Here is a 17,384-nt window from a genome sequence, read left to right on the forward strand (position 1 = left end):
GCCGTGTGCACCATGGTCGAGTCCGGTCAGTGTCCCGGCTCTCAGAGGTCGCTCGGTATGCCCAGGCCCGTCAGGGCGCCGACCGGGTCCAGGTCGGGGGTGCCCCGGGGCCACCAGTCCTCGTGGCCCGGCTCGGACTCGTAGGCGTACCACAGGCCGTCGCGGCCCAGGCGGAGCTGCACATGGCCCTGGGGGTGGGTGAGGTGGTTGCGCCAGGGGCGGAAGGCGGGCAGGTCGGCGGCGAGGAGCAGCGGACGGGCCCGGTCGAACCGGCCGGCCGGCGGATCCCACGGCTCCTCCAGTACGGCGAGGCCCTCCGGTCCGCCCTGGCGCCAGGCGGCGACCGCGCGGGCCAGCTCCGACGGGGTGCGGCCCGCTGCGGAGGCGAGGGAGGAGTAGAGCGCCCGGGTGCCCGCGGTGAGCCCCGAGCCGGGGCGGGCCGCGGCCAGGCGCACCGCGTCCTCCCAGAGCGTCAGCTGCCCGACCGGGTCACGGCCCGTGGTGAGCAGCGCGTGGGCCCGGGCGGCGGCGTCCGTGGCCAGCTGGTCCAGCGCGAACGGGTCCGGGCCGCCGGGGGCCGCCGGGTAGGCCGGGGGCTGCTCGGGGTGCGGGGGCGGGGGCAGCGGCGCCGGCAGGGGCGGGAGGGCGCGCGGCGTGAGAACGTCACCGGCCCGCACTCCGGGCAGCGGCGCCGGTCCCCTGTCCTGGGCGGCGCGCGCCGCACGGGTGGCACTCAACCGGGACAGCGCGTCGAGCAGCTCGCGTTCGCCCCGGCCGCGCAGCAGGAGCAGGACGAAGGGGTCGGCGTCGAGCAGCCGCGCGGTCTGGTAGCAGAGGGCGGCGGCATGCTTGCAGGGGTGGCCCCGGTCGGGGCAGCTGCACCGCGGCTCCAGATCGCCCGGTCCCGGCAGCAGGGGCACGCCGCAGTCCGCGAGGGACTGGGGCATCTCCTTGTCGAGGAGTGCCGCGATGTGCCCGGGCCGGTCGGCGGCGGCGTCCAGGAACCGCTCCCAGTCGGAGTCGTCGAGCGTGCGCAGCCGCACCTGCACGCGGTACGGGCGCGGACGGCTGCCCCGCACGTACGCCAGCACCAGGCCGGGCGTCACGGTGATGGCGTCGACATGCCCCTGTCCGGCATAACCCCTCCCGCGCTCCAGCCGCTTGGCGTCCAGCGCGCCCTGCTCCAGCGCTGCGACCCACGCGTTTCCCCACCAGCTCTCGGCGAAGCCCTTGCCGTCCGGGTCCCGGGGCGGGAAGGCGGGAAAGGTACGGCGGAGCTCGGTGTCGCGGTCGGGGGCGGCCATGGAGTGGGAAATCCGAGGAGTCTCGGGTCGGGTGGCTGAGGGGGCGGGGGTGCGAGTGGGGTCGGCAAGGCTGTGAGACGAGTCGGGCATGCCGTGGGGCGCGCGCTCGGCGGTTTCGTCAGGGCCCTCGGGCGTCGCCTCCGACTCGTCCGTGTCCGCGGGCATTCGGAAAGCGTCGGCCAGCAACTTCCGTACGTCCCGCACTCCCCCGCCGGCGGCGTGCCCGCGCGCCTGCCGACCGGCCCTGGACCGCTCACCCACCCGGCCGTGCCGCGACCGGCGTCCCGCGCTCTCGGCCTCTTCCCGGGCCCGCCGCGCGTCCTGCCGTGCTGCGCGCAGTGCCTCGCGCGCGATGTCCGCCGCGCTCGTCCCCGGGCCGTCGTCGTCACCCACGGCCGGGCTGTCCGCTGGTACGGCGGTGGGCTGGTCCTCCACGACAGCGGGAGCACCGGCCGAGTGCGTCTCGGCCGGGGACTTCCCCGGGGCGCGGGTACGGTCCGGCCCGGCGGAAGCGCCGGAATCGTCCGGCCCGGCGGAGGCGCTGCCGAGCCCGGCAGAGGCGCCGGAACCCTCCGGCCCACCCGAGGCACCCGCCCCCTCCGAACCACCCGGACCGCCGGAGCCGTCCGACCGGCCAGCAGCGCCGGAACTGTCCGGCCCGCCGGGGGCGTCCGAACCGTCCGGCCGCCCCTGGGCGCCGGAACCCTCCGGCCCACCCGAGGCACCGGAGGCACCCGCCCCCTCCGAACCACCCGAAACGCCGGAACCCTCCGCTCCATCCGAGGCACCGGAACCCCCGGACCCGGCGGGCCCCACCCTGCCCTCCGAGGTACCGCCTGGCAGCTCGCCGGGCACATCGGCGTCCCGCAACGCGCCCACGTCGCTCGCCGACCCCTCGCCACGCCGGTGCTCGGAGACTGCCCTGCGCAGTGCCTCGCGGGCCACGTCTGCCGGACGGGGAGTCTCCTCCTGGCCGGTGGGCCGCCCGGACGGGTGGGGAGCAGAGGGCGTCTCCGCGTTCCGGTGAGCCTGTTCCCGGGCCGCCCGCAGGGCCCGGCGGGCCTCGTCGGCCGGGCTGGGCGTCATGGCGTGCTCCGCAGGGAGACCAGGTCGGACAGCTCACGGTCCGTCAGTTCGGTGAGGGCCGACTCGCCGGAGCCGAGGATCGCGTCGGCGAGGGCGCGCTTGGCCTGGAGCATCTCCGCGATGCGGTCCTCGATCGTGCCCTCGGTGATGAGGCGGTGGACCTGGACGGGCTGGGTCTGGCCGATGCGGTAGGCGCGGTCGGTGGCCTGTTCCTCGACGGCCGGGTTCCACCAGCGGTCGAAGTGGACGACGTGGCCCGCGCGGGTGAGGTTGAGGCCGGTGCCCGCCGCCTTGAGGGACAGCACCAGGACCGGGGTCGAGCCGGCCTGGAAGCGGTCCACCATGCGCTCCCGCTCCGGTACCGGCGTGCCGCCGTGGAGGAGGTCGACCGGGACCGCCCGGGTGGCCAGGTGGGAGGTGATGAGGCGGGCCATGCCGACGTACTGGGTGAAGACCAGGGCGGATCCGTCTTCGGCGAGCAGCGTGTCCAACAGCTCGTCCAGCAGCGCGAGTTTGCCGGAGCGGGCGGCGAGCCGGTCGCCGCCGGCCCGGGCGGGCTCCTCCTTCAGGTACAGCGCCGGGTGGTTGCAGATCTGCTTCAGCGACGTCAGGAGCTTCAGCACCAGGCCCCGGCGTGCCATGCCCTCGGCGGTCTCGATGGCGAGCATCGACTCGCGCACCACCGCCTCGTACAGCGCGCCCTGTTCACGGGTGAGCGGCACCGGGTGGTCGGTCTCCGTCTTGGGCGGCAGCTCGGGGACGATGCCCGGGTCGGACTTCTTCCGGCGCAGCAGGAAGGGCCGGACCAGGCGGGCCAGGCGCTCCACCGCCTCCTCGTCCTCGCCGTTCTCCACGGCCCGGGCGTGCCGGGCGCGGAAGGACTTCAGCGGGCCGAGGAGGCCCGGGGTGGTCCAGTCGAGCAGCGCCCACAGCTCCGACAGGTTGTTCTCGACGGGCGTGCCGGTCAGGGCCACGCGCGCGGGCGACGGGATCGTGCGCAGCGCCTTGGCCGTGGCCGAGTAGGGGTTCTTGACGTGCTGCGCCTCGTCGGCGACGACCATGCCCCACGCCTGCCCGGCCAGGGCGGGGGCGGCGGAGCGCATCGTGCCGTAGGTGGTGAGGACGAAGCCGCCGTCCAGGTCGTCGAGGCTGCGGTCCGGGCCGTGGAAGCGGCGGACGGGGACGCCGGGTGCGAAACGGGTGATCTCCCGCTGCCAGTTGCCCAGCAGCGAGGCCGGGCAGACCACCAGGGTCGGCTCGCGGCGGGCCCGCTTCAGGTGCAGGGCGATGAGGGTGACGGTCTTGCCGAGGCCCATGTCGTCGGCGAGGCAGCCGCCGAGGCCGAGGGAGGTCATCAGGTCGAGCCAGGCCAGGCCCCGCAGCTGGTAGTCGCGGAGGGTGGCGTGCAGGCCGGGCGGCGGTGCGGCCGGGCGTACTCCCGCGGTGAGGCGGTCACGCAGGGCGGCCAGCGCGCCGGCCGGTACGGCCTCGACCGTCTCGCCGTCCACGTCGGCGGTGCCGGTGAGGGCGACCGACAGCGCGTCGACCGGGTCGAGCAGCCCCAGGTCCCGCTTGCGGGCCTTGCGGACGAGGGCCGGGTCGACCAGCACCCACTGGTCGCGCAGCCGGACGACCGGGCGGTGTGCCTCGGCGAGGGCGTCCATCTCGCTCTCGGTGAGCGGGTCGCCGCCGAGCGCCAGCTGCCAGCGGAACTGGAGCAGATCCTCGCTCTCGAAGAAGCCGGTGCCGTCGGTCGCCGAGCCGGGGGCCGGCCGGACCACCGCCGCGGCCGAGAGATCCTGGGCCAGATCCCGGGGCCAGTGCACGGCGACGCCGGCCGCGGCGAGCCGGGTGGCAGCGACACCGAGCAGGTCGCTCAGCTCCCCTTCGGTCAGCGCCAGCACGTCGGGCACGTCCTGGTCGGAGAGCCGGTCGAGCGGCGGCCAGACCCGGGCCGCGCGGCGGACCGCGAGGGCCGCGTCCACCCGGGCGCGTGGGCCGAAGGCGTCGTCCGCCTCGCCCGCCCACAGCGCCGCCGCGTCGGCGACGAGGGTGGGGTCGGCGAGGCTGTGCACCTGGACGACCGCGGCACCGGCGCTGCGTGCGCCGTCGTCGTGGGCGTCGTCGAACAGGTCGTACGCCGAGAGGTCCAGCCGGAGCGAGATCCGCACGCCGGCGTCCATGCCGGCCGCGACCTCGGCGGCCCAGTCGTGGGCGTGCGGCAGGTGCTGGGCGTCGCGGGCCGCGAAGGGTCTGCCCGCGGCGTGGGGTGCGGCCGGGGTGCGCGGCAGGGTGTCGGCGACCGCGTCGAGGAACGCGCGCACCAGCGCTTCCGGTTCGGGCAGGCGGATCGGGCCCGGGCCGGGCAGCGGGACGGCATGCCCCTCGTACGGCAGGGCGGCGGCCACCGCGCGCAGGTGCGCGATGTCGTCCGGGTCCAGCGGGCCGGCGCGCCAGGCGTCGTGGCCCGTGGGGGTCAGGCCGGGCAGCAGCCGGCCGCGCGCGGTCAGCCGCAGGGCGTGCAGGGCGGCGGCGCCCCAGCAGGCGGTGGCGGGGTGGGCCGCGGGGTCGCGCCGGGCGCGCACCAGCAGCGGCAGGGCCTCGTCCAGCGGGAGCGACAGCGCCGGGGTGGTCCGCCGCCGGACCGCGGCGCCGTGCCGTCGTACGACCGTGAGCTGGGTGTCGTCGGTGGGCAGGGGCTCGCCCTCGGGGTCCCAGAAGGCGATGCGCCCGTCGCGCGGGAGGGGTGCGGGCAGGAAGACGGCCGGGAGCCGGACCGGAACCGTCGCGTCCCCCGCCCGCTCGGCCACCGCAGCCGTGTCGCCCATACGTCCTGTCACCTCCCGCCCACGTGTCGGATCAGTTGTCTCCGACTCTACGGGCGGGGTCTGACAATCGGCCCCGACGACCCCGACGGCCGAGCACGGCTTCGGGTCAGGGCACCGTCCGCGACACCACGTACACCCAGGGATACGCCGGGTTGGACAGGTCCACCACCACGTCGTGCGTGGGCGCGGGGTTCTTCTGCCGGTGGACGAAGCCGTACCAGGAGTCGCCCTCGGGGAACTTCCAGCCGGTGACCTTGCGGTCGCGGGCGCCGATGGTGATGTGGCCCTTCTCCAGGTCGGCCCGGGTCACGCCCAGGCCCGTCAGATAGGCGTCCAGACCGGCCGCGTTGGTCTCGAACTGGGCGTACAGGCGGCTGGTCTTCCAGTTGTTGGTCTCGTAGTACGCCACGTGCCAGGCCGGGTGCGGGACGGGCACCTGGTAGATCCGGCGCTGCAGCTTGGACGGCCAGCCCGCGGTCAGGCCGGTCGCCGAGTACTTCGCTTCCTTGTCCTTGCCGCTGTCCCGGCTCTGGTTCGCGGAGATCACCAGGTAGCCGGCGGGAACGCCGATGAGCAGCACGATGATCAGGAGCGTGAGCGCCCTGCGGCGGATCATGTGGCGGCGGTCCTCGGCCGGGCGTTCCTCCCCCTCCGGCCACGAGCCCTGGTGCGGCAGCGAGGCGGTCACAGCGTCTCCTGGGTACTGCGGAGGGACTGCGCGTACCGCTCGTAGCGCTCGTACCGCTCCACCCGGCGGCGCTTGGCGCGCCGGAAGCGGCGGGCGACCAGCCGGGCCAGGTCGGCGGCGCCGACCATGCCGGCCTCGGGGCCGAGCTGGGCCCGGGCGATACGGGCCTCGGGGCGGTAGCCGCGGCCGGTCAGATGCCTGCGGAAGGCGTCCCTCGCGGGGCCGATGAGCAGGTCGTCGGCGGCCGAGACGCCGCCGCCGATGACGAAGCAGGAGGGGTCGAGGGCGGCCGCGAGGTTGGCGATGCCGACGCCGAGCCACTGGCCGATGTCCTGGAGCAGCTCGATGCACATGGCGTCACCCTCGCGGGCCAGCTCGGTGATCATCGGGCCGGTGATGTCGGAGATGTTGCCCTTGACGTGCTCGATGATCCCGTACGCCACCGGCGAGTCGGCCGCGGCCAGCTCGCGCGCCTCGCGGACCAGCGCGTTTCCGGAGCTGTACTGCTCCCAGCAGCCGCGGTTGCCGCACGGGCAGCGGTGGCCGCCGGGTACGACCTGCATATGGCCGAACTCGCCGGCGACGCCGTACTTGCCGCGCTTGACCTGCCCGTCCTCCAGGATCGCGCCGCCGATGCCGGTGCCCAGCGTGATCATCACGAGGTGGTCCTCGCCGCGGCCGGCGCCGAAGCGCCACTCGGCCCAGGCTGCGGTGTTGGCGTCGTTGTCCACGAGGACCGGTACGGAGAGTCGGCCCGAGAGGCGGTCGCGGAGCGGCTCGTTGCGCCATGACAGGTGGGGGGCGAACAGCACGCGGTTGCGGTCGGCGTCGACCCAGCCGGCCGCGCCGATGCCGACGGCGTGCACGTCGTGCCGGTCCGAGAGGTCCAGTACCAGCTCGGCGATGGTGTCCTCGACGACCTTGGGGCTCTTGGACTTGTCCGGCGTCTCCGTGCGGACCTTCTCCAGGATGTTGCCGTCGGCGTCGACGACGCCCGCCATCACCTTCGTACCGCCGATGTCGATGCCGACCGTCGGTACGCGGGGTGCCGTCAGGTGTGAGCGGCGCTCCCGGGTGCCGACGGTGCGGAGCACGGTGGCACGGCGGGAGCCGATGGGGGCGGTGAAGTCGCGGTAGGTGCTCATCGCCGCCGATTCTGCCTCACGGTGGGGTGCTGTGCGGAGCGGGGCAGGGGCGGGGTGGTGCGGATCATTGCCGGGTGCGGGTGAGTGGTGGGTGGCTCGCGCAGTTCCCCGCGCCCCTGAAAAATCAGGTGCGTACCAGAAGCTGGAACTCGAACGAGTAGCGCGTCGGGCGGTAGGTGTGTGTGCCGTATTCCACTGCGCGGCCCGTGTCGTCGAACGTGACGCGTTGCATGGTGAGCAGCGGGGCCCCCGCCTCCTCCGCCAGTCGTTCCGCCTCCTCCGTCGTCGCGGCCCGGGCGCCGATCGACTGGCGGGCGCTGTGGAGGGTGATGCCCGCCGCCCGCATCAGGCGGTAGAGGCCCGTGGTCTCCAGTTGGGCGGTGTCGAGGTCGATGAGGCCGGGGGGCAGGAAGTTGCAGAGGTAGGCCATGGGCTCGCCGTGGGCGAGGCGGAGCCGTTCCACGCGGTGGACGTCGCTGTCCTCGGCGACGCCGAGTGCGGCGGCGATTTCCGCGGAGGCGGGGACGAGCGTGTTGACGAGGACCTTGGTGGCCGGGCGCTGGCCCGCCGCCTCCAGGTCGTCGTAGAGGCTGCTCAGCTCCAGCGGGCGCTTGACCTGGCTGTGCACGACCTGGGTGCCCACGCCGCGGCGGCGGACGAGGAGGCCCTTGTCGACGAGCGACTGGATGGCCTGGCGGACGGTCGGCCGGGACAGGCCGAGCCGGGCGGCGAGTTCGATCTCGTTGCCCAGCAGGCTGCCGGGGGTCAGCGTGCCGTGCTCGATCGCGGCCTCCAGCTGCTGTGACAGCTGGAAGTACAACGGCACGGGAGAGCTGCGGTCCACGCTCAGCTCGAGCTGCACGGTCGGGTCCACTTCTGGTTTCGGCACGGGCCGAGCGTAGCTCTGTGCGTTGTTGACGGGAAGTTGTGTAGTCAGATTGTCCGGACATTCCGATTGACAGGGGCGGGCTGGGCACGCACTTTGTTTTCATGCGCATCGGCGTCATCGGTACGGGCCGCATCGGCACGATCCACGCGAACACGCTCAGCCGGCACCGCGACGTGGGCTCCCTGATCCTCACGGACGCGGACGCCTCGCGGGCCCAGGAACTGGCGCACCGGCTGGGCGAGACGGCCGCCCCCGGCGTGGAGGAGATCTTCCGCTGGGGGGTCGACGCCGTGGTGATCACGACGGCGACGTCGGCCCACGCCGAACTGATCGGTCGGGCAGCACGCTCGGGCCTGCCGGTGTTCTGCGAGAAGCCCATCGCGCTGGATCTGCCGGGGACCCTGAGCGCGATCGCCGAGGTCGAGACGGCCGGGACGGTGCTCCAGATGGGCTTCCAGCGCCGCTTCGACGCCGGCTACCGGGGCGCCCGCGAGGCCGTGCGCTCCGGCAGGCTGGGGCGGCTGCACACGGTGCGGGCGCTGACCAGCGACCAGGCGCCGCCGCCCGCCGCGTGGCTGCCGGTGTCCGGCGGGCTGTACCGGGACACGCTGATCCACGACTTCGACGTGCTGCGCTGGGTGACGGGCCGGGAGGTCACGGACGTCTACGCGGCGGGGTCGGACGCCGGGCCCGCGATGTTCCGCGAGGCGGGCGACGTCGACACCGGCGCCGCGCTCCTCACCCTCGACGACGGCACGCTCGCCACGGTCACCGGCGCCCGGCTGAACGGGGCCGGCTACGACGTGCGCATGGAGCTGGCCGGGGAGCTCGACCAGATCGTGGTCGGTCTGGACGACCGTACGCCGATCGCGTCCACCGAGCCGACCGGACCGCCGGCCGCGGACAAGCCCTGGACCGGCTTCCTGGAGCGCTTCGGCCCCGCCTACGAGGCGGAGCTGAACGCGTTCGTCGAGGTCGTGCGGGGCGAGCGGGCCAACCCCTGTGACGGGCGCGAGGCCCTTCAGGCGCTGCGCGTCGCCGAGGCGTGCGAGCTGTCGCGCCGGGAGCGCAGGGCGGTTCACCTCGCGGAGATCCCCGGCGGGGCCGCCTCGGCCTTCGTGTGACGGCGGGGCGGCGCCGCGAGCCCGGCGGGGCCGGTCAGTGCCCCTGCTGCTCCTCTTCCTCCTCCAGGAGTCCCGCGTCGTACGCCAGCAGCGCGATCTGCACGCGGTTGTTGAGGTCGAGCTTGGCCAGGATGCGGGAGACGTGCGTCTTGACCGTGGCGACGCTCATGAAGAGGCCGGTGGCGATCTCGGCGTTGGACAGGCCCCGGCCGACCGCGACGGCGACCTCGCGCTCGCGGTCGTTGAGGGCGGCCATGCGTTCACGCGCACGAGTGCGGCGGGTGTCGGCCGCGGTGCCGACCGCGTGCTGCATCAGCTGGCGGGTGACGGTGGGCGACAGGACCGGGTCGCCGGCCGCGACCCGGCGTACGGCCGCGAGGATCTCGGCCGGCGGGGTGTCCTTGAGGACGAAACCGGCGGCGCCCGCGCGCAGCGCCCGCAGGACCTGTTCGTCGGCGTGGAAGGTGGTGAGGACCACCACCTGCGGGGCGTCCTTGCGGGCGCGCAGCCGCTCCGTGGCCGTGAGACCGTCCACCGTCGGCATCCGGATGTCCATGAGCACGACGTCCGGGCGGGTGCGGTCGACGAGCGCCTCCACCTCGCCGCCGTCGGCCGCCTCGCCGACGATGTCGATGTCGTCGGCTCCGCCCATCATGAAGGACAGTCCGGCCCGCACCAGCGGATCGTCGTCGACGAGGAGCAGTCTGATCGCAGTCATGGGCCTTACGTAATCACGGTCGGGGCGGATGCGGGGCGCGGACGCCAACGCCCGGCAACACCCCGGCCGAATCAACTCCGTTCAGGGCAGGGGGTCGTGGGGAAGGATCCGCGAGGCCGCGCCTCAGCCCCACGGCAGCCATGCCCCTACCTCGAACCCGCCCTCCGGTGTGTGGCCGTGCTCCAGGCGGCCGCCCGCCAGGGTCGCTCGTTCCGTCAGGCCGATCAGGCCCTGGCCGGAGCCGGGGACGGGTGGTACCTCGCCCTCGGGGGGCGGGTTGTGCACGGAGACGGTGAGGCCGGTGCCCGGTCCGCCGGTGACGGTCACCGTGACCTCCGTGCCGGGCGCGTGCTTGCGGGCGTTGGTCAGGCCCTCCTGGGCGATCCGGTACGCGGTGCGGCCGACGGAGGACGGAACGCCGCCGGCGTCGTCGACCCGCTGGTCGAGGGCGACTTTCATGCCGGCCTCGCGCGACTCGGCGACCAGCGTGTCCAGCGCCGCCAGCGTCGGCTGCGGCCGCCCCGTGTCGTCCGGCTCCCCGGCCCGCAGGACGCCGATGATCTCGCGCAGGTCCTGGAGCGCCTCGTGCGCGCTCTCCCGGATGACACCCGCCGCCCGGGCCGTCTCCGCCGGGGGCGCGTCGGGCCGGAATTCCAGGGCGCCCGCGTGCACGCTCAGCAGGGTCAGCCGGTGAGCGAGCACGTCGTGCATCTCCCGCGCGATGGCCTCACGGGCGAGCCGCTGCGCCTGCTCGGCCCGCAGCCGCGCCTCCGTCTCGGCCCGCCGGGCCCGGTCCCTGAGGCTCACCATGAGCTGCCGCTTGGACCGTACGAACATGCCCCAGCCGACGATCGCCAGCGTGAGCAGACCAGCGAAGAGCACGCTCAGCACGTACGGGATGTCCGCGTCGGGGCGCAGCCAGTAGTAGAGCGGAACCAGCGCCACGTTGATGCCGCCCACCCAGGCCACGTACCGGAAGGGGCGGTGCACGGCGAGGGTGAACAGGGCGATCAGCCCCGCCCCGCCCGCCGTGTCCGAGACGAAGGTGGCGGCGCTCATCGCCACGGCGAGCCCCAGCGGCCAGCGACGGCGCAGCCAGACGGCCGCGCAGGCCAGCGCCCCGATCAGCTGGTCGACGACAGCCAGCCCTTCCGGGACGTGGGGGTTGTCGTTGAGCGCCTCTATGGCGGCCGCGCCCACCAGCACGGCCAGCACGAAGCAGGAGAAGTCGACGACCCAGTCGCGGGCGGTACGCCGGGGCCGTCGCCCGGCGCGTGCGGCGTCGGGGTCGAGTTCGTGCAGCAGGGCGGAGGGGATGAACCATCTGCGCCCGGTGAACAGCGCAGGTGTCTCGACCGCCGGCACCGGGGAGGCCTGCCCCGCGTTGTCACCACTCACGGTCGACAAATCTACGCAGGCCGGGGCCCGTTCATCTCACTCCGGCCGGAATCGTCGACCAAAGTCACCGCATCGCAGACTTTCGACGCGGCCGACCAGGTCCGGCCAGGGACTTCCGTCCAACGGACGTTCGCCCCGCGGCCGATGTGCGTGGGGGGTCCGCGGGGCGAGGCTGGTGCCATGAAGCAGGTGCTGGAGATTCTCGGCTTCCTCGCCCTCGTACAGGGCGTGGCGGGCCTGGTGCATGAGTTCACCGACTGGAACTGGGGCCTCGTGCAACGACTGGGGTTCCTCGACGGCTACGAGACCTACGCGAGCGTCGCCCTGCTCGTGCTGGGCATCGCCCTGTTCGCGGCGGCCGGGAGCCGGAAGTCCGCCTGAGGACGCGGGCGGGCTTCCGGCCGGCGTGCACGGAGGTGGCCGCCCGGCTCAGCAGCCGTAGTCGACCAGGTCGAACGACTCGTAGTGGTCGGCCGTGTAGTAGTCCTCCCGGTTCTCCTCACCGGTGACGATGCGCCGCGCACCGCGCGTGGAGGAGCCGGGGGTGATGACCGTGTACTCGTGGTAGTAGCCGGTCGACTGGCTCGGCAGGAGGCCTTCCCGGTTCTGGAAGACGGTGCCGTCCTGCTCGAACGGGAAGGGGCCGCCCTTCTCGATCAGGTCGAGCGTGTCGTGGGCCTGGGACGGCAGGTCGCCGTAACAGATGGTGCCGACGGCGGTGGGGGCCGCGTCGGCCGTGGTGGCGGAGACGGTACCGCCGACGAGGAGCGCGGACAGGAGGGCGGCTGCTGCGCCGAGCCGCGAGGCGCGTGGGGGGAAATTCATGCGCACATGATGACGCGCGTAGACGCTGGCATGTCAATGACAAGCGCGGAGATTTTCCCGTCAAGTCCGATGAGTTGGTGGGAAGTTAACCTGCCCTCCGGCGCCCCCACCCGCTGTTCACCAGGGCCGACGAGGACGCCGGGGCAGGGGCGGTCACGCGTCCTGAGGCAGCGCGTACTCGCCGTACTCCGGGCGGCCCGCCACCTCGTACGTCTGGATGGATACACCCGTGCTGGTGACGCTCCCCCCGGCGTGCCGGAACGCGGTCGGTACGGCGCCCTCCGGGAACAGCCGGAATCCGGTGCCGAGCACGACCGGGAAGGTCAGCAGATGGAGCGAGTCGACGAGCCCGTGCGCCAGCAGGGACCGGACGAGGGCGCCGCTGCCGTGCACCTGGATCTCGCCGTCGGTGCGCTCCTTCAGGGCCGTGACCTCCTTGGCGAGATCGCCGGTGAGCACGGTGGTGCCCTCCCACCCGGGGTCCGTGAGGGTGGAGGACGGGACGTACTTCGGCAGTGCGTTGAGTTTCGAGGCGACCGGATCGGCGGGGTCGGTCACCTTCGGCCAGAACGTGCTGAAGATGTCGTACGTCCGGCGCCCGAGCAGGAAGGCGCGCGGGCGTGCGAAGACCTCGTCGATGAACCGGCCGAAGTCCTCGTCGGCGTACGGGAAGCTCCAGCCGCCGTGGGTGAAGCCGCCGCGGGTGTCCTCGTGCGGGCCGCCGGGGGCCTGGTAGACGCCGTCGAGGGTGACGAAGAGGGTGGAGACGAGCTTGCCCATGGTGGGGTGCCCTTCTTCTCGGAACGGTCTGGGTCTTTGTTCATCGGTTCAGACCCCGTGCGCACCGGCAACTCATCGCTCGGCCGTACGGCTCTCCGAGGCGACGAACCGGATGAGCCCACCTCGACGTCCGTTCACCGCCAGCACCGCTGTCGGCCGGCCGGTGGGATGGACCCATGACTCAAGGAACTCTCGGCACCTCTCAAGGAACTCTCGACGGCAAGGTGGCTCTCGTGACCGGCGCGAGCCGGGGCATCGGCGCGGCGACGGCCCTGCGGCTGGCCCGGGAGGGCGCGGACGTGGCGGTCGGCTATGTGAACGGCAAGGAAGCGGCCGAGGACGTCGTACGGGCCGTGGAGGCGCTGGGGCGCCGTGCGGTGGCGGTGCGCGCGGACGCGTCGGACGCCGCCGAGGCGACCGGTGCCGTGACCACGGCGGCCGAGGCGCTGGGCGGTCTCGACGTCCTGGTGAACAACGCGGGCGTGGGGCTGCTCGGGCCGCTGGAAACTCTGTCGCTCGCGGACGTGGACCGGGTCCTCGCCGTCAACGTGCGCGGCGTCTTCCTGACCTCCCAGGCCGCCGCCGCGCGCATGCCCGAGGGCGGGCGGATCATCACGATCGGCAGCTGCATGGCCCAGCGCGTGCCGGGCCCCGGCGGGACGCTCTACGCGACGAGCAAGGCGGCCCTGGCCGGTATGACCAAGGCCCTGGCCAGGGAGCTGGGCGGGCGGGGGATCACGGCGAACCTCGTCCTTCCCGGGCCGATCGACACCGACATGAATCCGGCGGACGGGCCGTACGCGGCCGGCCAGGCGGCGATGACGGCGCTGGGGCGGTTCGGGACGGCGGACGAGGTGGCGTCGATGGTGGCGTATCTGGCCGGGGCGACGTACGTCACCGGTGCGGAGTTCGCCGTGGACGGCGGGCACGCGGCGTGAGGCAGAGGGCGTGAGGCAAGCAGCCTGAGAGGCAGAGGGCGCACCGGTGCTGTCGGGCCGGTGCGCCCCCCTCCATGCACGGCGAAAGCGGGTTCGGGGCGGGGCCTTCTCAGCCGCCCAGCTCCTGGTGACGTGCCGCGAGGCGCCGTGCACCGTCCTCCGTCAGGGAACCGAACAGCCGCAGTCGGGAGATGCCGCCGTCCGGGAAGATGTCCACGCGCGCGTGCGTGCCCACGGCCGGGGCCGGAAGGACGAAGCGGTGGTTGGTGTCGGGCTGGAGGCGGGTGCGGGGCAGGACCTCCCGCCACTCGCCGTCCTCGCCGTCGCGCACGGACACCGAGGCCCAGCCGGCGCTGTTGCCCTTGAGGTACGCGGTGTCGATCTCCAGGGCGCGGATCCGGGACTGGGCGGCCAGCCGGTAGCGGATCCAGTCGTGGCCCCGGTCGCGGCGGCGCCGGGTCTCCCACCCGTCGTCCATCTTCCGGGAGCGGCCCGGCTGGATGGTGTTGGTGGCGGGCGAGTAGAAGAGGTCGGAGGCGTCCTCGACCTGGCCGCCGTTCTCCAGGGCGACGACGTCGAAGGTGCCCAGCACGTCCAGCCACACGGGGTCCGGGACGACCTCGCCGTGCACGCGCAGGCGGGCGATGCCGCCGTCGGGGTGCTGGTTGACCCGCAGGTGGGTGAAGCGCTGCTCGACGGCGACGGGGAAACCGTTCGCCGCGTGGCCGCCGACCGGCGTGCGCGGGACCAGGGTCGTCCACTTCACGTCGTCCCCGAGGAGCTCCTCCGGCGACGGGGAGCCCGGCACGCAGGTGCCCTCGACGGACACGGCCTGCGGGTAGTTGCCGCGGAAGTGCGCGGTGTCGACGACGATCCCCCGGACCACGCCCGGGGCGCCGAGGCGGACCAGCGCCCAGTCGTGGTCCTCCGCGGTCGGCCAGGGGTGCTCGGCGGAGGCGCCCCGGCGGCGCCGCGTCTCCCAGCCGTCCATGATCTTGCCCTTGTGCCCGAAGTGCTCGGGGTCGAACTCGGCGCGCTCGGGCACCAGCAGGTTCTCGCGCTGGGCGAAGAACTCGTCGTTGGCGGCGATGACACCGGCGCCGAGGCGCCGGTCGGCGAGATTGGCGTACTGGGTGAAGGGGAAGTCGGCGGTGCGGTAGTCCGCGTACGGGTCGCCGCCGCCGTAGGGGTTCGCGTCGCCGGTAAAGCCGGGAATCGCCGTCACGATGATCAGGTCTGCCTTTCGGTGTCCGGGATGGGATTCAGTTGGTCCGGGTGAGGAGCTGCCCCTTCGGTTCGGTGAACTCGCCGTCCGCGACGATGCGCTGCCCGCGCAGCCAGGTGGACTTCACGACGCCGTACAGGGTCCTGCCCGCGTAGGCCGTGACGTGGTTGCGGTGCTGGAGGGCCGCCGGGTCGACGGTGAAGGTCTCGTCGGGGGCGAGGACGGCGAAGTCGGCGTCGCGGCCCGCCGCGATGGCTCCCTTGCGGTTGTCGAGCCCGACGAGTTCGGACGTCCGCGTCGACATCCAGCGGACCACGTCCTCCAGGCCGTGTCCGCGCCTGCGGGCCTCGGTCCACACCGCGGGCAGGCTCAGCTGGAGTCCGGAGATGCCGCCCCAGGCGGTCGCGAAGTCGTCGGTCTTCAGGTCGGCGGTGGACGGGGAGTGGTCGGTGACGACGCAGTCGATGGTGCCGTCGGCCAGCGCCTGCCAGAGCAGGTCCTGGTTGGCGGCCTCGCGGATCGGCGGGCAGCACTTGAACTCGCTGGCGCCGTCGGGGACTTCCTCGGCGGTGAGGGTCAGGTAATGGGGGCAGGTCTCCACGGTGATGCGGACGCCCTCCGCCCGCGCCTCGGCGATCATCGGCAGGGCGTCGCTGGAGGACAGGTGCAGGACGTGCACGCGCGCGTGGAGGGCCTTCGCCTCACGGATGAGCTGGGCGATGGCGGTGTCCTCGGCGTCCCGGGGGCGGGAGGCGAGGAAGTCGGCGTACCTGGGGCCTGGCTGCTGCGGGGCGGAGGCGAGGAGGCGGGGGTCCTCGGCGTGCACGATGAGGAGGCCGTCGAAGGCCGCGATCTCGGCCATGGCGCGGGCCAGCGGGTCCCGTTCGAGGTGCGGGAACTCGTCGACGCCGGACGGCGACAGGAACGCCTTGAAGCCGAAGACGCCGGCCTCGTGCAGCGGACGCAGGTCCTTGACGTTGTCCGGCAGGGCGCCGCCCCAGAAGCCGACATCGATGTGCGCCTTGTCGGCGGCGACCTGCTGCTTGGTCCGCAGGTGCGCGACGGTCGTGGTCGGCGGCAGGGAGTTGAGGGGCATGTCGACGAGGGTCGTGATGCCGCCGGCCGCGGCGGCGCGGGTGGCGGTCCAGAAGCCCTCCCACTCGGTGCGGCCGGGGTCGTTGACGTGCACGTGGGTGTCGACCAGGCCGGGCAGCAGGACGTGGTCGCCCAGGTCCTCCAGGCGGGCGGTCTCCGGTACGGGTGCGTCGTACGGGAGGACGGCCGTGATCGTGCCGGCGGCGACCGCGACCGATGCGGCGCGGGTCCCCTCGGGAGTGATGACACGCGTCGAGCGAAGCACCAGTTCAGCGTCGGACACCCGAACCCCTTACATCCACTTGCCGCAGTTACTTCCGCGTAACGGAATTCAACTTTCTGTTGAAGGAGTCTTCACCCCCTCTTCCGCGCAGTCAAGGGCACACTGGACTCCTGCACGCACCTCGCGACCACTCCTGGACGTTTCCACAAAGCGGAATTACAATTCCAGTACGCAGAACGTAGCTACGTACAAGCGGGGAGTCAACCGACTGCCGGGTAGGCTTCTGCTCTTCCGCCAGTCCCGAAAGGAACGCGCCGTGCCGACGTCCAGCGCCAGCACCACCGACTCCGCCCGGTCCTCCGCCAACGGCGGGGTCCAGTCCCTGGAGCGCGCCTTCGACCTGCTCGAACGGATGGCGGACGCGGGCGGCGAGGTCGGCCTGAGCGAGCTCTCCGCGAGCAGCGGGCTGCCGCTGCCGACGATCCACCGCCTGATGCGCACGCTGGTGGCGTGCGGGTACGTACGGCAGCAGTCCAACCGCCGGTACGCACTGGGTCCGCGCCTGATCCGCCTCGGCGAGTCCGCCGCCCGGCTGCTGGGCACCTGGGCACGGCCGTACCTCGCCCGGCTGGTCGAGGAGACCGGTGAGACGGCGAACATGGCGCTGCTGGACGGGGACGAGATCGTCTACGTGGCGCAGGTGCCGTCGAAGCACTCGATGCGGATGTTCACGGAGGTCGGCCGACGCGTACTGCCGCACTCCACGGGCGTGGGCAAGGCCCTGCTCGCCGGTTTCCCGCCGGAGGAGGTGCGGGCCCTGCTGACCCGTACGGGCATGCCCGCCGCGACGGACAAGACGATCACGACGCCCGACGGCTTCCTCGCGGCGCTGGAGGAGGTGCGCCGGCAGGGCTACGCGATCGACGACAACGAGCAGGAGATCGGCGTCCGCTGCCTGGCGGTCTCGGTACCCGACTCCCCCACGGCCGCGGCCATCTCCATCTCCGGCCCGGCGGGCCGGGTCACGGAGGCGGCGACGGAGAAGATCGTCCCGGTCCTCCAGCAGGTCGCCGGCGAGCTCTCGCAGGCCCTGGCCACCCAGAGCCCCGCGTAGGCGG

General features: G+C 73.4%; 15 protein-coding genes. 4 read left to right on the top strand and 11 right to left on the bottom strand.

Annotated features, from left to right (window positions below; translation table 11 throughout):
• Window positions 1-41 precede the first annotated feature (41 nt).
• The 5 genes from MQE23_RS09475 to MQE23_RS09495 form a co-directional block, all read right to left on the bottom strand.
• A complete protein-coding gene (locus MQE23_RS09475) occupies window positions 42-2,390 on the bottom strand; it encodes an SWIM zinc finger family protein (protein WP_243378862.1) in 2,349 nt (782 codons plus the stop codon).
• Window positions 2,387-5,218, bottom strand: a complete 2,832-nt coding sequence (locus MQE23_RS09480; RefSeq protein ID WP_243378863.1) for a DEAD/DEAH box helicase — start codon at window positions 5,216-5,218, stop codon at window positions 2,387-2,389. Before MQE23_RS09480 ends, MQE23_RS09475 begins: the two co-directional genes overlap by 4 nt.
• Before the next feature lie 106 nt (window positions 5,219-5,324).
• Window positions 5,325-5,906: a hypothetical protein gene (locus tag MQE23_RS09485; protein WP_020271919.1), complete on the bottom strand. Its 582-nt coding sequence runs from the start codon at window positions 5,904-5,906 to the stop codon at window positions 5,325-5,327.
• Window positions 5,903-7,051 carry an ROK family glucokinase gene (locus tag MQE23_RS09490; RefSeq protein ID WP_020271920.1) on the bottom strand — a complete coding sequence of 383 codons (1,149 nt, stop codon included), beginning with the start codon at window positions 7,049-7,051 and terminating at the stop codon, window positions 5,903-5,905. Before MQE23_RS09490 ends, MQE23_RS09485 begins: the two co-directional genes overlap by 4 nt.
• Window positions 7,052-7,175: 124 nt before the next feature.
• A complete protein-coding gene (locus MQE23_RS09495) occupies window positions 7,176-7,913 on the bottom strand; it encodes a GntR family transcriptional regulator (protein ID WP_128092532.1) in 738 nt (245 codons plus the stop codon).
• Between the two features lie 128 nt (window positions 7,914-8,041).
• Between MQE23_RS09495 and MQE23_RS09500 the strand changes: the two genes are divergently transcribed.
• On the top strand, window positions 8,042-9,064 hold the full coding sequence (locus MQE23_RS09500; RefSeq protein ID WP_020271922.1) for a Gfo/Idh/MocA family oxidoreductase: 1,023 nt from the start codon (window positions 8,042-8,044) through the stop codon (window positions 9,062-9,064).
• 34 nt (window positions 9,065-9,098) lie between these two features.
• On the opposite strand, the gene MQE23_RS09505 is transcribed toward MQE23_RS09500, so the two are convergent.
• The gene (locus tag MQE23_RS09505; protein ID WP_020271923.1) at window positions 9,099-9,782 is read right to left on the bottom strand and encodes a response regulator transcription factor; all 684 of its coding nucleotides are present in this window, start codon (window positions 9,780-9,782) and stop codon (window positions 9,099-9,101) included.
• 123 nt (window positions 9,783-9,905) lie between these two features.
• Complete coding sequence (locus MQE23_RS09510) at window positions 9,906-11,123, bottom strand: histidine kinase (RefSeq protein ID WP_243382555.1); 1,218 nt, start codon at window positions 11,121-11,123, stop codon at window positions 9,906-9,908.
• 237 nt (window positions 11,124-11,360) lie between these two features.
• Between MQE23_RS09510 and MQE23_RS09515 the strand changes: the two genes are divergently transcribed.
• A complete protein-coding gene (locus tag MQE23_RS09515) occupies window positions 11,361-11,561 on the top strand; it encodes a hypothetical protein (RefSeq protein ID WP_243378864.1) in 201 nt (66 codons plus the stop codon).
• Between the two features lie 48 nt (window positions 11,562-11,609).
• Here MQE23_RS09515 and MQE23_RS09520 read toward each other — a convergent pair whose 3' ends face one another.
• A complete protein-coding gene (locus MQE23_RS09520; protein WP_243378865.1) occupies window positions 11,610-12,005 on the bottom strand; it encodes a ribonuclease domain-containing protein in 396 nt (131 codons plus the stop codon).
• A 153-nt stretch (window positions 12,006-12,158) separates the two neighbouring features.
• On the bottom strand, window positions 12,159-12,785 hold the full coding sequence (locus tag MQE23_RS09525; RefSeq protein WP_020271926.1) for a dihydrofolate reductase family protein: 627 nt from the start codon (window positions 12,783-12,785) through the stop codon (window positions 12,159-12,161).
• 176 nt (window positions 12,786-12,961) lie between these two features.
• Between MQE23_RS09525 and MQE23_RS09530 the strand changes: the two genes are divergently transcribed.
• Window positions 12,962-13,723 carry a 3-oxoacyl-ACP reductase family protein gene (locus MQE23_RS09530; RefSeq protein ID WP_243378866.1) on the top strand — a complete coding sequence of 254 codons (762 nt, stop codon included), beginning with the start codon at window positions 12,962-12,964 and terminating at the stop codon, window positions 13,721-13,723.
• A 109-nt stretch (window positions 13,724-13,832) separates the two neighbouring features.
• Here MQE23_RS09530 and alc read toward each other — a convergent pair whose 3' ends face one another.
• The gene (gene alc, locus MQE23_RS09535; protein ID WP_020271928.1) at window positions 13,833-14,948 is read right to left on the bottom strand and encodes an allantoicase; all 1,116 of its coding nucleotides are present in this window, start codon (window positions 14,946-14,948) and stop codon (window positions 13,833-13,835) included.
• A gap of 37 nt (window positions 14,949-14,985) precedes the next feature.
• Entirely contained in the window at window positions 14,986-16,326 is a 1,341-nt protein-coding gene (allB, locus tag MQE23_RS09540; RefSeq protein WP_243378867.1) for an allantoinase AllB, read from the bottom strand.
• 256 nt (window positions 16,327-16,582) lie between these two features.
• Between allB and MQE23_RS09545 the strand changes: the two genes are divergently transcribed.
• Entirely contained in the window at window positions 16,583-17,380 is a 798-nt protein-coding gene (locus tag MQE23_RS09545) for an IclR family transcriptional regulator (RefSeq protein WP_020271930.1), read from the top strand.
• Window positions 17,381-17,384 lie beyond the last annotated feature (4 nt).

The sequence above is a fragment of the Streptomyces sp. HP-A2021 genome (assembly GCF_022807935.1).
Classification (GTDB): Bacteria; Actinomycetota; Actinomycetes; order Streptomycetales; family Streptomycetaceae; genus Streptomyces; species Streptomyces afghaniensis.

What these genes read in the sequence shown, in the direction of transcription:
- MQE23_RS09525 (WP_020271926.1), bottom strand. Translation starts at nt 12,785, where the DNA reads ATGGGCAAGCTCGTCTCCACCCTCTTCGTCACCCTCGACGGCGTCTAC.
- MQE23_RS09520 (WP_243378865.1), bottom strand. Translation starts at nt 12,005, where the DNA reads ATGAATTTCCCCCCACGCGCCTCGCGGCTCGGCGCAGCAGCCGCCCTC.
- MQE23_RS09505 (WP_020271923.1), bottom strand. Translation starts at nt 9,782, where the DNA reads ATGACTGCGATCAGACTGCTCCTCGTCGACGACGATCCGCTGGTGCGG.
- MQE23_RS09480 (WP_243378863.1), bottom strand. Translation starts at nt 5,218, where the DNA reads ATGGGCGACACGGCTGCGGTGGCCGAGCGGGCGGGGGACGCGACGGTT.
- MQE23_RS09500 (WP_020271922.1), top strand. Translation starts at nt 8,042, where the DNA reads ATGCGCATCGGCGTCATCGGTACGGGCCGCATCGGCACGATCCACGCG.
- MQE23_RS09530 (WP_243378866.1), top strand. Translation starts at nt 12,962, where the DNA reads ATGACTCAAGGAACTCTCGGCACCTCTCAAGGAACTCTCGACGGCAAG.
- MQE23_RS09490 (WP_020271920.1), bottom strand. Translation starts at nt 7,051, where the DNA reads ATGAGCACCTACCGCGACTTCACCGCCCCCATCGGCTCCCGCCGTGCC.
- MQE23_RS09475 (WP_243378862.1), bottom strand. Translation starts at nt 2,390, where the DNA reads ATGACGCCCAGCCCGGCCGACGAGGCCCGCCGGGCCCTGCGGGCGGCC.
- MQE23_RS09515 (WP_243378864.1), top strand. Translation starts at nt 11,361, where the DNA reads ATGAAGCAGGTGCTGGAGATTCTCGGCTTCCTCGCCCTCGTACAGGGC.